This is a genomic window from Pantoea sp. UBA5923, from assembly GCF_002431095.1.
GTDB classification, from domain to species: domain Bacteria; phylum Pseudomonadota; class Gammaproteobacteria; order Enterobacterales; family Enterobacteriaceae; genus Pantoea; species Pantoea piersonii.
In genome coordinates this window covers 1-15185 of sequence record NZ_DJDN01000044.1, presented here as the reverse complement: position 1 = coordinate 15185, position 15185 = coordinate 1, and the positions used below count along the sequence as shown (strand labels likewise).

Below are 15185 nucleotides of genomic sequence, written 5' to 3'. Positions count from 1 at the left end.
CGCTGATTAAACTCAACACTATCCTGCGCTTTTCGCATCAGGAGCATAGAGAGGGAGAAGAAGAACGGCGCGGGGGTAATACGAGGAAGGTAGCAAAACAAACGGCGGGAAAGTCCCGCCGTTTTCAGTGGCGTAGCCTTAGCGACGCGCCAGCAGCAGACCGAGCACCAGGCCAGCGGCTGCGCCGATGCCGATACCCTGCCATGGCTTCTCATGCACGTAGTCATCGGCGCGGTAAGCTACATTTTTAGCGCGATAGTAGTAGCTGTCAGAGGCCTGGCTGACGCGTGATTTCACATCTTCCAGCGCCTGCTCCGCTTTGGTTTTAAGCTCAACATACTTCTGATCGGTCGGATCGCCTGATGACTTCAGCACCTCTTCCAGCGTCTCGGTCAGCAGCGCCAAATCATCATCCAGATTGGTGTCGAAAGCTTCTGTCTCTTTTACCATCATTTCCTCCGTGTCATTTATAAAGCAGTCTCTTAACTATAGCGGCTAAATCGCCTTTTGCAGGATGGTTTCGCCAGGATTCTCCTGAGTTTCCTGCTGAAGGAGTCAATACGAAATTCCTCAGCCTTCTTGATTAATCTGATAAATTTAAGGCGGACTGAATTTTTCATCTACCAGACTGTCGTACCCTGCTGTTATCTGCGCTTTTGGCTCACCTGGGCGCAGAGCTGGACAGTCACAACACACTCGAACGCTAAGGAATAATTTCTGGCATGAATCGAAGAATGTTTATGAAAGCGTCAATGGCCTTCTCCGCCGTCAGCGGCATGACCGGCCTGTCCACGCTGTTTGCGCAATCCGCCTGGGCAGAAGATGGCATTGCTGACGGCGCCGCTGTGCGCTTCGATTTCGATGTACTGAAAAAGAAAGCCGCCGCGCTGGCGAAACAGCCCTGGGGCGGAGCGCCAGGCGCGCTGCCGGAGACGCTGGCGACGCTGACGCCGCAGGCGTACAACGAAATTCAGTACGACGCCGGTCATTCGCTGTGGAACACCATCCCCGATCGTCAGCTCGACGTGCAGTTTTTCCATGTCGGCATGGGCTTTAAGCGTCGCATCCGCATGTTTTCCGTTGACGCTGACAGCCGTGAGGCGCGTGAGATCCATTTCCGCCCTGAGCTGTTTAACTATAACAACGCGAAGGTAGATACCCAGCAGCTGGTGGGCAAAAACGATCTCGGCTTCGCCGGTTTCCGCGCTTTTAAAAAACCAGAGCTGGCGCGGCGCGATATCGTCTCCTTCCTTGGTGCCAGCTATTTCCGCGCGGTAGACGATACCTATCAGTACGGCCTCTCCGCACGCGGCGTGGCGGTCAATACCTTCAGCAACGGCAGCGAAGAGTTTCCCGACTTCACCGCGTTCTGGTTTGAGACGCCGAAAGCGGACGACACCACGTTTGTCGTTTACGCCCTGCTGGATGGCGCCAGCGTTACCGGCGCCTATAAGTTCACCATCTACTGCGAAGCGCAACGCGTAGTGATGGAGGTGGAAAACCATCTCTTCGCGCGCAAAGAGATCCGCCAGCTCGGCATCGCGCCGATGACCAGCATGTTCAGCTGCGGCACCAACGAGCGCCGCATGTGCAACACCTATCATCCGCAGATCCATGACTCCGATCGCCTGGCGATGTGGACCGGCAGCGGCGAATGGATCGCGCGTCCGCTGAATAACCCGCAGAAGTTACAGTACAATGCCTATCAGGATGAGAACCCGCGCGGTTTTGGCCTGTTACAGCTTAACCACGACTTCAAAGATTATCAGGACGTTATCGGCTGGTACGACAAGCGTCCCAGCCTGTGGGTCGAGCCGGTGGGCAAATGGGGCAAAGGCGCTATCAACCTGATGGAGATCCCGACCACCGGGGAAACGCTGGATAATATTGTCTGCTTCTGGCAGCCAGCCGAGCCGGTGAAAGCCGGTAGCGAGTTCAGCTTCTCCTATAAACTCTACTGGAGCAGCCTGCCGCCGGTTCGCAGCGGACTGGCGCGTGTCGATGCGACCCGCACCGGCATCGGCGGCTTCCCGGAAGGCTGGGCGCCGGGCGAGCACTTCCCGGAGCAGTGGTGCCGTCGCTTCGCCATCGATTTCGTCGGCGGCGATTTGAAAGCAGCTGCGCCGAAGGGCATCGAGCCGGTTATTACTCTCTCATCCGGCACCTTCAAACAGGTCGAGATCCTCTACGTCGAGCCGATGAACGGTTATCGCATCCTGTTCGACTGGTATCCCAACAGCGATGCTACCACGCCGGTAGAGATGCGCCTGTTCCTGCGCACCAAAGATGAAACCCTGAGTGAAACCTGGCTCTATCAGTATTTCCCACCGCCGCCGGACCAGCGCAAATATGTGGATGACCGGCAGATGACGTCAGGCTAAAAGAGAGAGCGGCGAGCCCAGGCTTGCCGTTTAAAGTCAGCTATCGAACTGTGCGGGTGCTGTAGCCATCTCACCTGCTTAGCTGTCTGTAACGGCGAGTCGCTGCTGGCTCGCCGTTTTTTATTTGCGCATATTGATATGGGGAATATTGTCTTCGAGGTAGATATCCCCGACCGCCTGAAAACCGAGACGTCCATAGAAATTTTGCAGATGCGCCTGCGCAGAGAGATAAACCTCGCGCCCTGGCCAGTGCTGTTCGCAGCTGAGCAGTGCCTGCTCCATCAGCCGGTTTCCGAGGTTCAGACCACGCGCGCTGGCGGAGACAATCACGCGCCCTATCGCCACAGGCGCAGCGTCATCCGCAGGGGTAAGAATACGCGCATAAGCCACCAGCTCATCGCCGCGCATCCCCAGAATATGGCGGTTATCGGCCGTCAGATCCTGGCCGTCCACATCCAGATAAGGGCAGGTTTGCTCGACGATAAAAACGGCGCAGCGCAGCGCAGCGCCAGCACCGCATAAAGCTGCTTCGCGCTCAGTTCGCTGTGATGCTTATCTTGCCAGTTAATCTCCATAGGCTCTCCTGAAGGCAAAAAAAATCAGGCCCGTGGGCCTGATTTCATCAAGGGAAAAACAGTTTACATCAGCGGCTGAGCCATCTGCACCAGCGTAATCAGCGGCTGCGGATAGACGCCGAGCAGCAGCACCAGAATCGCTGAAATCAGCACGACTACGCCGCCCGCGGTAAACGCCCAGTTAGCTGGCGTATCGCGCGTATGCAGCTCCGGCGGGCTGAGGTAGAGGCTCACAGTCACGCGCAGGTAGTAGTAGAGGCCGATGGCGCTACCGATAACCACTGCTGCCGTCAGCCACCACAGGTGGGCATTGACGCCTGAAGCGATAACGTAAAACTTGCCGATAAAGCCGAGCGTCATCGGGATACCCGCCAGCGACAGCATCATCACCGTCATTACCGCCGACAGCACAGGACGATGCCAGAACAGGCCGCGATAGGAGTAGAGCGAATCAGCATCCGGGCCGCGGTAAGGGCTGGACATCAGGCTGACGACGCCGAACGCGCCGAGGCTGCTGAACAGGTAACCCGCCAGATAGACGCCCGCAGTCTCCAGCGACAGCTGATGGGTTTTCACCGCAATCAGCGCCACCAGCAGGTAGCCGAGATGCGCGATAGAGGAGTAACCCAACAGACGTTTGATATTGCTCTGCGAAATCGCCATCAGGTTGCCGAACAGAATCGACACGAAAGCGATCGCGCCCAACACGGTGCGAACGGCTTCGCTGTCGGTCAGCGGTGCGTACATAAACAGACGCATGATAACGCCGAAAATAGCGATCTTGCTGGCGGTCGCGAGGAAAGTCGATACCGGCGCAGGCGCGCCCTGATAAACGTCCGGCGTCCAGAGATGGAACGGCACCAGCGACAGCTTAAAGCCCAGGCCGATAATCATCATGCCCAGACCAACCAGCAGCAGCGGCTGTTGGATCATGGTGTCGTTCAGGCTCTCTCCCAGCTTAACGAAGCTCAGGCTGCCGGAATCGGCATAGACCAGCGCGATGCCGAACAGCAGGAAAGAGGAGGCAGCCGCAGACAGAATGGTATATTTCAGCGCCGCTTCTAAAGAACGCTTCTGACGGAAGGCGTAGCCAATCATACCGAACAGCGGCAGCGACAGCAGCTCGACGCCAATAAACAGCGACGCCAGATGGTTGGCGCTGGCCAGTACGATCCCGCCCAGCGCCGCGATCAGCACCAGCAGATAGAACTCATCCTTGTTGTCCGGGAAACCGGCCAGCCACGGATAGGCGAAAGTACAGGTTGCCAGGCTCGCCAGGATCACCAGCGCGGTATAGAACACAGAGTAAGGATCGACCCGCAGCAGCGGCGTCACGTCCATTGCGCCCGCGTGCGCCACAAACCAGAGCGAAACCAGCGCCAGGTTCAGGCCAATGACCGTCAGCGTGGCGTTAACAAAGTGGTTGCGTCGCCAGGCAATGGACAGCATCACAACTACCACCGTCAATCCGACGATCAACAGCGGCAGTAGCGCGATCAATTGTTGAAAAGTTATTGTCATGGCGAATTACGGCCTTGTAGTTGAAATTGAAGCGGTAAACCACTGCTGAATATTGCTCATGGCGGCATGGGACGTATCCAGAATCGGCTGTGGGTAAACGCCCAGCAGCACCAGCAGAACCACCAGCACCATGATCATCGTGAATTCACGCGGCGACATGCCCGGCAGCGGATCTTTCGATTTCGCTTCGCCGTAGTAGGCGCGCTGCATCATGATCAGCGAGTAAACCGAGGCGAAAACCAGGCCGAAAGTACCGATCACGATAATCACCGGCACCACCTGGAAACTGCCCGTCAGGATCATAAACTCGCCCGCGAAGTTGCCGGTACCCGGCATCCCCAGGTTCGCCACTGCAAAGAAGAGCGACAGGCCCGGGATCCACTTAATGCGTGACCAGAGACCGCCCATCTGACGCATATCGCGCGTATGCAGACGCTCATAGAGCTGACCGCACAGGATAAAGAGCGCGGCGGCGGAGAGGCCATGCGCAATCATCTGCACGACTGCGCCCTGGAAGGCGAGCTGGCTGCCGGTGTAGATGGCGATCAGCACAAAGCCCATATGCGAAATCGACGTGTAGGCGATCAGGCGTTTAATGTCGGTCTGCGAGAAGGCCATCCACGCGCCGTAGAAGATGCCGATAATGCCCAGCCACATAGCGATCGGAGCAAACTCCGCCGAAGCGTTGGGGAACAGCGGCAGGCTGAAGCGCAGCAGACCGTAGGCTGCGGTTTTCAGCAGGATCCCCGCAAGGTCCACCGAACCGGCAGTCGGCGCCTGGCTGTGTGCGTCAGGCAGCCAGCCGTGTAGCGGCACCACCGGCATTTTTACCGCGAAGGCGATAAAGAAGCCCAGCATCAGCAGATATTCCACCGTGTGCGACATCGGCGTTTTCAGCAGTTGCTCGTAGTTAAATGTCCAGACGCCGGTCGCGTTATAGTGCACAAACACCAGCCCCAGAATCGCAATCAGCATCACCAGACCCGAAGACTGGGTATAGATGAAAAACTTGGTGGCTGCGGTGATACGGGTTTTGCCGTCGGATGCCTTATGACCCCAGAGCGCGATGAGAAAATACATCGGCACCAGCATCATCTCCCAGAAGAAGAAGAACAGGAACATATCGATAGCCAGGAAGACGCCGATGACGCCGCCCAGAATCCACATCAGGTTAAGGTGGAAAAAGCCCTGATACTTTTCGATCTCGTTCCAGGAACAGAGCACCGCCATCAGGCCGAGCAGGCCGGTCAGCACCACCATCAGTAGCGACAGACCATCCAGCGCCAGATGGAAATTGATGCCGAAACGCGGGATCCAGGAGGCGGAGAACTCCGACTGCCACTGCGGCATGCCCGCTGCCTGCGTCAGTGAATAGCCGCCCTGCAGCCAGAGCTGCAGCGAAATCGCCAGCGTCAGGCCCATGGTAATCAGGGCTATCCAGCGCGGCGTCTTCGCGCCAAGGCGCTCAGCCAGCCAGCAGAGTAAACCGCCGACGAATGGAATGATTATTAGCCAAGGTAATAGCACTGAAGTCTTTCCCTTATATGTCCTTTGTATAAGCTATCCAGCTTGCCGTTTCCGCCGCCGACAGCGCTTGCAATCTTTACGTAGTTAAATACGTTCCGGTTGCTGCGCGCTGCCGACGAAGAACTGACTGCGCCGATAACGCTTACTACTCAGGCACTTTTTGCATATCCGATGAGATGAAAATCTTTCATCCCGCTCATCTTTAAACCACCAGCATCAGCGCCAGCACCACTACGGCGCCTACGCCCATTGAGGCGACATACCAGCGCAGATAACCGTTTTCGCTGACCACCAGACCTTTATTGGCGATACGCGACACCAGCGCGGGCAGGTTCATCACCGCATTCAGCGGATCGCGCTGCAACAGCCAGGCGATACCGAGATAAGGTTTGACGAACACTTTGTCATACAGCCAGTCGAAGCCCCATGCGGCGAACCACCAGGTGCCGAAGAAACGGCCCGGGGCGCTGTTGGCAACGCGGCTGACCAGCTGGCGTTTACCCAGCCAGAGCGCAGCAGCGATCAGGATGCCGACCACGGCGACTACGCCAGAGGCAATCTCCAGTCCAACCTTGCCCGCTTCGCCCGGTTCACCCTGCGGCAGTACGCCAGCCAGCGGCGGCGTAATCAGCGCGCCGACGAAGGTCGACAGCACCAGCAGCACGATCAGCGGCAGATGATGAGTAATACCTTTACCCGCATGCGCGTGGATCTTCTCTTCGCCGTGGAACACGATGAAGATCATGCGGAAGGTGTAGATTGAGGTCAGGAAAGCGCCTACCAGACCAGCCACCATCAGATTGATATGGCCGTTCGCCAGCGCGCCGAACAAAATTTCATCTTTACTGTAGAAGCCTGCCGTAATCAGCGGCAGCGCAGCCAGCGCGGCGCCGCCCACCAGGAAGCAGACATAAACCAGCGGAATGCTCTTACGCAGGCCGCCCATTTTAAAGATGTTCTGCTCGTGATGGCAGGCAAGGATCACCGAACCCGATGAGAGGAACAGCAGCGCTTTAAAGAACGCGTGCGTCATCAGATGGAAAATCGCCGCGTCCCACGCCTGTACGCCGAGCGCCAGGAACATATAGCCGATCTGGCTCATGGTCGAGTAGGCCAGCACGCGCTTGATATCGGTCTGTACCAGCGCGGCGAAGCCCGCCAGCACCAGCGTAATCGCGCCGACGATACCAACCAGATGCAGGACTTCCGGCGTCAGCAGGAACAGGCCGTGGCTGCGGGCGATAAGGTAGACGCCCGCCGTTACCATGGTCGCGGCGTGGATCAGCGCCGATACCGGAGTCGGACCCGCCATCGCGTCCGCCAGCCAGGTCTGCAACGGCAGCTGCGCGGATTTACCTACCGCGCCGCCCAGCAGCATCAGCGTCGCCCACTGCAGCATATGGTTATCCGCCGCGAAGTGCTGCGGTGCCAGTTCCATCATTTCACGGAAGTTGAGCGTACCCAGTTCGTTGTAGAGGATGAACAGGGCAAAAGCGAGAAAGACGTCGCCGACGCGGGTGATGATAAAGGCTTTCATCGCCGCTTTGCCGTTTTCCGGATTGCTGTAGTAGAAGCCGATCAGCAGGTATGAGCAGAGCCCCACCCCTTCCCAGCCGAGATACATCAGCATCAGGTTATCGGCTAGCACCAGCACCACCATGCTCGCGATAAACAGGTTGGTATAGGCGAAAAAGCGCGAGTAGCCCTCTTCGCCACGCATATACCAGGAGGCGAACATATGGATCAGGAAGCCGACGCCGGTCACCACAGAGAGCATGGTGAGCGAAAGCCCGTCCAGCGTCAGGTTAACCTTAATGTCGAAATTGCCGACCTGCATCCAGGTCCAGAGCGCCTGAGTAAAAGGCTGCTGACCATTAGCAAAAAAGTCGATGCCGACATAGAGCGTCACCAGCGCCGCCAGGCCCACCGAGCCCATGCCGATCGCAGCCGACAGGTTCTCCGACCAGCGACCACGGGAAAACGCCAACAGCAAGAAGCCGATCAGCGGAAACAGGATTGTTAAATAGAGAAGATTCATCCGCGCATCTCGCTCACAGTATCAATGTTCAGCGTCAGACGACGACGATAGAGCTGGAGCAGCAGCGCCAGGCCGATGCTGGCTTCCGCCGCCGCAAGGCTGATCGCCAGGATATACATCACCTGTCCATCCGCCTGTCCCCAGTAGCTGCCCGCTACAACCAGCGCCAGCGCGGCCGCGTTGATCATAATCTCGAGGCCGATCAGCATAAACAGCAGGTTGCGACGCAGCACCAGTGATGTCAGTCCAAGGACAAACAGCACGGCGGCCAGAATTAAACCGTGTTGTAAAGGGATCATGCATGCTCCTCCTTATTGGCGTCACGATTGCTCATCACTTCGCCCTGACGCTCTTCGCGCCCGACGTGGAACGCCACCACCAGACCCGCCAGCAGCAGCATTGAGGCGAGTTCCACCGCCAGCACGTAAGGCCCGAACAGGCTGATACCTACCGCTTTGGCGTCGATGACCGTACCGTCGATGCCCTGATCGTTAGCGGTCAGAATGGCGTAGACCATGACCACCAGCAGCAAGAGCGAAACGATGCCAGGACCAATCCACAGCGAAGGCTGCAGCCATTCGCGCTCCTGCTTCATCGTGGCGTTGCCCATATTGAGCATCATCACCACGAAGACAAACAGCACCATAATGGCCCCGGCGTAGACGATGATCTCCAGCGCGCCGGCGAAATAGGCGCCGAGCGAAAAGAAAACGCCCGCGACGGAGAGCAGCGACACGATCAGATACAGCAGCGCATGTACCGGATTGGTGTGGGTGATGACGCGCAGCGTCGTCAGCACTGCCACCAGACCGCAAAGATAAAACGCAATTTCCATGCCGGGCTCCTTAAGGTAACAAACCTTTGACGTCGATAGGTTTGGCTTCGTTTTCGGCGTCGCCCTTATCTTTCCCTTCGATCGCCATACCTGCCATGCGGTAGAAGTTGTACTCGGGGTATTTGCCCGGACCAGAGATCAGCAGATCTTCTTTTTCATACACCAGATCCTGGCGCTTAAACTCGCCCAGTTCGAAATCGGGCGTCAGCTGGATCGCGGTAGTCGGACAGGCCTCTTCGCACATCCCGCAAAAAATGCAGCGTGAGAAGTTGATGCGGAAAAATTCCGGGTACCAGCGGCCATCTTTGGTCTCTGCTTTCTGCAGCGAAATACAGCTGACCGGACAGGCCACCGCACAAAGGTTACAGGCTACGCAGCGCTCTTCACCGTCGGGATCGCGCGTCAGCACGATACGACCGCGATAGCGCGGCGGCAGATAGACCGGCTCCTCCGGGTACATCTGAGTTTCGCGCTTGGCGAAGGCATGCATGCCTATCATCCAGATACTGCGCACTGTCGTGCCGAAGCCAACGACAATATCTTTTAAAGTCATCTCAACACCTCTTACTGCGCGTTGTACAGAATCACTGCGGCGGTCGCCAGCAGGTTCAACAGCGTCAACGGCAGACAGACTTTCCAGCCGAACGACAGCACCTGGTCATAGCGTGGACGCGGAAGCGCAGCACGAATCAGGATAAACATCACCATAAAGAACGCCGTCTTAAGGGCGAACCAAATGAACGGCGGCAGGAACGGGCCTTGCCAGCCGCCGAAGAACAGCGTCACGATCAGCGCTGATACGGTGGTGATAGCCACATACTCGCCGACGAAGAACAGGCCGAACTTCATCCCGGCATATTCAATATGGTAACCGTCCGCCAGCTCCTGCTCCGCTTCCGGTTGGTCGAAGGGATGACGGTGACACACCGCCACGCCCGCGATACAGAAGGTCAGGAAGCCGAAGAACTGCGGAATGATGTTCCACAGATGCGCCTGGCTTTCAACGATAGCGGTCATATTGAACGAGCCCGCCTGCGCCACCACGCCCATCAGCGACAGACCGAGAAACACTTCGTAGCTCAGCGTCTGCGCGGAAGCACGCATCGCGCCCAGCAGCGAGTATTTGTTGTTACTCGACCAGCCGGCGAACAGCACCGCGTAAACCGCCAGACCCGCCATCATCAGGAAGAAAAGCAGCCCGATGTTGAGGTCGGTTACCATCCAGCTCGGCGATACCGGCACGATGGCGAACGCCAGCAGCAGGGAGACGAACGCAATAACCGGCGCAAGGGTAAAGATAAAGCGGTCGGTAAAGGGCGGAACCCAGTCCTCTTTAAAGAACATCTTGATCATATCCGCCGCGAGCTGCAGCGAACCGCCCCAGCCCACGCGGTTCGGCCCGTAGCGGTTCTGCCACAGACCGAGCAGGCGGCGTTCGGCAAAGCTCATAAACGCGCCACACGCCACGACGACCAGCAGAATGACAATCGCCTTTACCACGGTCAGAATGATGTCGATAACGTCCGGTGTTAACCAGCTCATCGCGCCGCCTCCTGCAGTTTGTCAATGTGCGCGCCCGCCAGGAACGGCGGAACGCCCGGCATACCCAGCGGCAGGCCAATCTGGCCCGGCTGCAGCGCGCTGGAGAAGCGCACCGGCAGACGCAGGGTCTCGCCTGAACAGGTGAACTCAACGGCCGCGCCTTCATTCACGCCCAGCTTCGCCGCATCATTCTGGTTAATCACCAGCATCGGCTGCGGCATACGCTTCTGGAACACCGCCGAACGCTGGGTCATCTCCTCGCTACCGAACAGCTGGTAGTAAGGCGCGACGCGCCACTGCTCGCCGCCGACAAAGGCGGTCGGGACCTCAGTGAACCACGGCAGGGACGCATCGCCTGCTTCGAACAGACGCACACCCGGGTCGCCGTTGCGCAGCTTGCCGCCCACTTCGGCCTGGAACTTGTTCCACGCCTGCGGGGAGTTCCAGCCTGGCGCCCAGGCGAACGGGATTTGCGAACGCGGCGCGCTCGGCTGGTTGTTACCTTCCATAGAGAAGGCGAACATGCTGTCCCGATCCTGCGGCTGACGCGGCTCGTGCACGCTGATATTGGCGCGCGCGGCGGTACGTCCGCTGGAGCGGTTTGGCGAGCGGGCCAGTTTTTGTCCGCGAATGCGGAAGCTGGCATCCGGCGCGGCTTCTTTAATGCCTTTCAGCTGCGGCAGCTTCGCCACCACGGCGTCGATGACGTGATCGAGCTGCGTCCAGTCGGGATGGCGGCTTTCCAGCGTGCTGTGCAGCGAGTGCAGCCAGCGCCAGCTCTCCAGCATCACGATGCTGTTGTCGTAGTAAGCCGGATCGTAAACCTGGAAGAAGCGCTGCGCGCGGCCTTCATGGTTGATCGAGGTGCCGTCGCTTTCGGCGAAGCTGGCGGTAGAGAGCACCAGGCCCGCTTTCTCCAGCGTCGCGGTGCGCTGATGATCGACCACAATCACGTTCGTGGCGTTAGCCAGCGCGGCATCTACCTGCGCTTTCGGCGCATGACGATAGAGGTCGTTCTCCAGCACCACCACCGTATCCGCTTCGCCGTTGCTCAGCTGTTCCAGCGCGCTGTCGAGCGTGTTGCCGCCCATCAGGCCCAGACCCATGCTGTTCGCCGCACCGGCCAGCAGCGTAATGCCGACGTCGGCACCACGCGCCTTCAGCGCTTTAGCGACGTTGGCCGCCGCTTCGATCATCGCCGTGCTGCCCGAGTGGGTGCCGGAGATAATCAGCGGTTTTTTCGCACCGGCCAGCGCCTGCACCACGACGTCCAGCTTGCCGCTAAGGCTGCTGTCGAAATCGCTGACTACCGGCGCGCTTTCATCCAGCGCGCTGGCGATGGCGAAGCCGAGACGTGCCTGATCTTCCACCGGCGCGCGATAGCTCCACGCGGCGATATCATCAAGGCGGGTTTCGTCAACGTTAGTGACGAACAGCGGATGTTTAGCGTGCTGACCGATATTAAGAATGGCGGCGATCTGCCAGTCGGCGACTTTCTGCGCCGCGGCCATTTCGCGCGCTTTGCCTTTTACCGCCTGACGCACAGAGAGTGCCACGCGCGCGCCGACCTGGGTCAGATCTTCGCCCAGCACCAGCACAGCGTCATAGCTTTCTATTTCGCGCAGGGACGGTGTATAGATGCCGCTTTCGCGCAGAATTTTAAGCATCAGTTCCAGACGCGCCTGCTCCCCCGCCGGCATACCGGTAGAGAAGTTTTCCGCACCCACCAGCTCACGCAGCGCAAAGTTGCTCTCCACGCTGGCGCGCGGGGAGCCGATGCCGATAACGCGCTTCGCCTGACGCAGCACGTCAGCCGCCGCGTTAACCGCCTGCTCCGCATTCAGCGTAACCCAGTCGTTGCCGCGCAGCAGCGCAGGATGACGAGGACGATCTTTACGGTTGACGTAGCCGTAGCCGAAACGGCCGCGGTCGCACAGGAAGTAGTGGTTTACCGTACCGTTGTAGCGGTTTTCGATACGACGCAGTTCGCCATAGCGCTCGCCGGGGCTGGTGTTACAGCCGACGCTGCACTGCTGGCAGATGCTCGGCGCGAACTGCATATCCCATTTACGGTTATAGCGCTCGGAGTGCGTTTTGTCGGTGAAGACGCCGGTCGGGCAGATCTCCACCAGGTTGCCGGAGAATTCGCTCTCCAGCGTGCCCTCTTCCGGACGGCCGAAGTAGACGTTATCGTGCGCGCCGTAAACGCCCAGATCTTTGCCGTCGGCATAATCTTTGTAGTAACGCACGCAGCGGTAGCAGGCGATACAGCGGTTCATTTCATGGGAGATGAACGGGCCGAGATCCTGATTCTGGTGAGTACGTTTCGTAAAGCGGTAGCGACGGAAGCTGTGGCCGGTCATCACCGTCATATCCTGCAGGTGACAGTTGCCGCCCTCTTCGCAGACCGGACAGTCATGCGGGTGGTTGGTCATCAGCCACTCCACCACGCTTTCGCGAAACTCTTTCGCTTCGCCGTCGTCAATGGAGATAAAGGTGCCGTCGGAGGCCGGCGTCATGCAGGACATGACGAGACGGCCGCGGGTATCTTCGGCATTCTGGAATTGCTTCACCGCGCACTGGCGGCAAGCCCCAACGCTTCCCAGCGCCGGATGCCAGCAAAAATAAGGAATATCAAGGCCCAGAGAGAGACACGCCTGCAGCAGGTTGTCCGCTCCGTTCACATCATATTCTTTACCGTCTACATGGATTGTAGCCATAGTGAACATGCTTCCGTAAGGCTCGTCAGGGACGAGCGTTAATCATATTCTTGCCCCGGTTTTGGGGCAGCGGCGCAGAGCCGATTCCGTGTGCTGCGGTGAATTACCAGCGTGCTTTCAGCAGGTTAGGCTGAATACCGCCGATTGCGCGCGTATTGCCGAAGACCTGCGGCGCAATGCCGGCTTCAAACTCTTCACGGAAATATTTAATGGCGCTCTGCAGCGGCTCCACCGCGCCAGGCGCGTGGGCGCAGAAAGTTTTGCCAGGGCCAAGCTGGCGGCAAAGCTGCTGCAGGGTTTCGATATCGCCCGGCTGCCCTTTGCCCTGCTCCAGCGCGCGCAGGATTTTCACGCTCCACGGCAGGCCGTCGCGGCATGGTGTACACCAGCCGCACGATTCACGCGCGAAGAACTCTTCCAGGTTGCGCACCAGCGACACCATATTGATCTCGTGGTCGACGGCCATCGCCAGCGCCGTACCCAGGCGGCTGCCCGCTTTACCAATGCTGGCGAACTCCATCGGCAAATCGAGATGCTGCTCGGTCAGAAAGTCGGTCCCCGCGCCGCCCGGCTGCCAGGCTTTAAAGCGCAGACCGTCGCGCATGCCGCCTGCATAATCTTCCAGGATTTCACGCGCGGTAATGCCGAACGGCAGCTCCCATACGCCTGGATTTTTTACGCGGCCGGAGAAGCCCATCATTTTGGTGCCGGCATCGTCGCTTTTCGACAGGCCTTTGTACCATTCGACGCCGTTGGCCAGGATCGCCGGTACGTTGGAGAGCGTTTCCACGTTATTAACGCAGGTCGGCTTGCCCCACACGCCCGCACTTGCCGGGAACGGCGGCTTGGAACGCGGGTTGGCGCGACGCCCTTCCAGCGAGTTGATCAGCGCCGTCTCTTCGCCGCAAATGTAACGACCCGCGCCGGTGTGCACGATCAGCTCGAAGTCGAACCCGGTGCCGAGAATGTTTTTACCGAGGAAGCCCGCTTCGGTCGCTTCCGCGATAGCGCGACGCAGGTTCACAGCCGCTTCGATATACTCGCCGCGCAGGAAGATGTAGCCACGATAGGCTTTCAGCGCGAAGGCGCTAATCAGCATGCCTTCCACCAGCTGGTGCGGCATCTGCTCCATCAGCAGGCGGTCTTTATAGGTGCCCGGCTCCATCTCATCGGCGTTACACAGCAGGTAACGGATGTTCATGGATTCGTCTTTCGGCATCAGGCTCCACTTCAGACCAGTGGAAAAGCCTGCGCCGCCGCGTCCTTTCAGACCCGAATCTTTCACCGCCGCGACGATTTCGTCCGGCGCCATGCCGTTCAGCGCTTTTTCCGCGCCCGCATAGCCATTTTTACTGCGATATTCTTCAAACCATACCGGCTGTTTGTCATCGCGCATACGCCAGGTGAGCGGGTGCGTTTCCGCAGTACGAATGATCTGTTTGATGGTCATTGATACTGCTCCAGTAATGAGGCGATGCCTTCCGGCGTCAGATGAACGTGGGTATCTTCATCCACCATCATGGTCGGGCCTTTATCACAGTTGCCCAGACAGCAGGTCGGCAGCAGCGTAAACCGGCCGTCCGCCGTGGTCTGGCCAGGCTTGATATTGAGATTCTGCTCCAGCGCCGCCTGAATGCCCTGATAGCCAGTGATGTGACACACTACGCTGTCGCAATAGCGGATAACGTGACGGCCGACCGGCTGACGGAAAATCTGGCTGTAGAAGGTGGCGACACCTTCGACGTCGCTCGCCGGAATGCCCAGCACCTCGGCGATAGCGTGAATAGCGCCATCCGGCACCCAGCCGCGCTGCTTCTGCACAATCTTCAGCGCCTCAATCGACGCCGCGCGCGCATCTTCATAGTGGTGTTTTTCGTGCTCGATAGCGTGATGCTCTTCCGCGCTCAGCACGAAGACCTCGTTCGGGTCGATCGTATGAATGGCAATTTTTTGATCGTGCATAATTAGCGGTCCACGTCTGACATAACAAAATCGATACTACCGAGGTAAACGATCAGGTCGGATACCAGGCTGCCGCGGATCACC

At 58.5% G+C, this 15185-nt stretch carries 13 protein-coding genes and 1 pseudogene; 1 reads left to right on the top strand and 13 read right to left on the bottom strand.

Features of this window, described 5'->3' with window-relative positions; genetic code table 11:
• Positions 1 to 138: 138 nt before the first annotated feature.
• Positions 139 to 450, bottom strand: a complete 312-nt coding sequence (elaB, locus tag B3797_RS10770) for a stress response protein ElaB (protein ID WP_120453106.1) — start codon at positions 448 to 450, stop codon at positions 139 to 141.
• Positions 451 to 722: 272 nt separating this feature from the next.
• Between elaB and B3797_RS10765 the strand changes: the two genes are divergently transcribed.
• A complete protein-coding gene (locus B3797_RS10765) occupies positions 723 to 2381 on the top strand; it encodes a glucan biosynthesis protein (RefSeq protein WP_311791071.1) in 1659 nt (552 codons plus the stop codon).
• Between the two features lie 120 nt (positions 2382 to 2501).
• On the opposite strand, the pseudogene B3797_RS10760 reads toward B3797_RS10765, so the two are convergent.
• The 12 genes and pseudogenes from B3797_RS10760 to B3797_RS19595 form a co-directional block, all read right to left on the bottom strand.
• A pseudogene (locus B3797_RS10760) lies at positions 2502 to 2956 on the bottom strand (GNAT family N-acetyltransferase).
• 63 nt (positions 2957 to 3019) lie between these two features.
• Positions 3020 to 4477, bottom strand: a complete 1458-nt coding sequence (gene nuoN / locus B3797_RS10755) for an NADH-quinone oxidoreductase subunit NuoN (protein ID WP_311782658.1) — start codon at positions 4475 to 4477, stop codon at positions 3020 to 3022.
• A gap of 6 nt (positions 4478 to 4483) precedes the next feature.
• Positions 4484 to 6004, bottom strand: coding sequence for an NADH-quinone oxidoreductase subunit M (gene nuoM, locus B3797_RS10750; RefSeq protein WP_311782659.1), 1521 nt, complete (start codon positions 6002 to 6004; stop codon positions 4484 to 4486).
• 202 nt (positions 6005 to 6206) lie between these two features.
• Positions 6207 to 8042 (bottom strand): NADH-quinone oxidoreductase subunit L, encoded by a 1836-nt coding sequence (gene nuoL, locus B3797_RS10745; RefSeq protein WP_311782660.1) that lies wholly within the window; start codon positions 8040 to 8042, stop codon positions 6207 to 6209.
• The gene (gene nuoK / locus B3797_RS10740; protein ID WP_120453094.1) at positions 8039 to 8341 is read right to left on the bottom strand and encodes an NADH-quinone oxidoreductase subunit NuoK; all 303 of its coding nucleotides are present in this window, start codon (positions 8339 to 8341) and stop codon (positions 8039 to 8041) included. Before nuoK ends, nuoL begins: the two co-directional genes overlap by 4 nt.
• Positions 8338 to 8877: an NADH-quinone oxidoreductase subunit J gene (gene nuoJ, locus B3797_RS10735; protein ID WP_311782661.1), complete on the bottom strand. Its 540-nt coding sequence runs from the start codon at positions 8875 to 8877 to the stop codon at positions 8338 to 8340. The genes nuoK and nuoJ overlap by 4 nt, the downstream gene beginning before the upstream one ends.
• A gap of 10 nt (positions 8878 to 8887) precedes the next feature.
• Positions 8888 to 9430, bottom strand: a complete 543-nt coding sequence (nuoI, locus tag B3797_RS10730) for an NADH-quinone oxidoreductase subunit NuoI (protein WP_120453090.1) — start codon at positions 9428 to 9430, stop codon at positions 8888 to 8890.
• Between the two features lie 11 nt (positions 9431 to 9441).
• Complete coding sequence (nuoH, locus tag B3797_RS10725) at positions 9442 to 10419, bottom strand: NADH-quinone oxidoreductase subunit NuoH (protein ID WP_033750471.1); 978 nt, start codon at positions 10417 to 10419, stop codon at positions 9442 to 9444.
• Complete coding sequence (gene nuoG / locus B3797_RS10720; RefSeq protein ID WP_311791070.1) at positions 10416 to 13139, bottom strand: NADH-quinone oxidoreductase subunit NuoG; 2724 nt, start codon at positions 13137 to 13139, stop codon at positions 10416 to 10418. Before nuoG ends, nuoH begins: the two co-directional genes overlap by 4 nt.
• 103 nt (positions 13140 to 13242) lie before the next feature.
• Positions 13243 to 14583, bottom strand: coding sequence for an NADH-quinone oxidoreductase subunit NuoF (nuoF, locus tag B3797_RS10715; RefSeq protein ID WP_311783017.1), 1341 nt, complete (start codon positions 14581 to 14583; stop codon positions 13243 to 13245).
• 2 nt (positions 14584 to 14585) lie between these two features.
• On the bottom strand, positions 14586 to 15101 hold the full coding sequence (gene nuoE, locus B3797_RS10710) for an NADH-quinone oxidoreductase subunit NuoE (protein ID WP_120453084.1): 516 nt from the start codon (positions 15099 to 15101) through the stop codon (positions 14586 to 14588).
• Between the two features lie 2 nt (positions 15102 to 15103).
• Positions 15104 to 15185: hypothetical protein (locus B3797_RS19595; RefSeq protein WP_414693069.1), on the bottom strand; the 82-nt coding region annotated here is incomplete at its 5' end.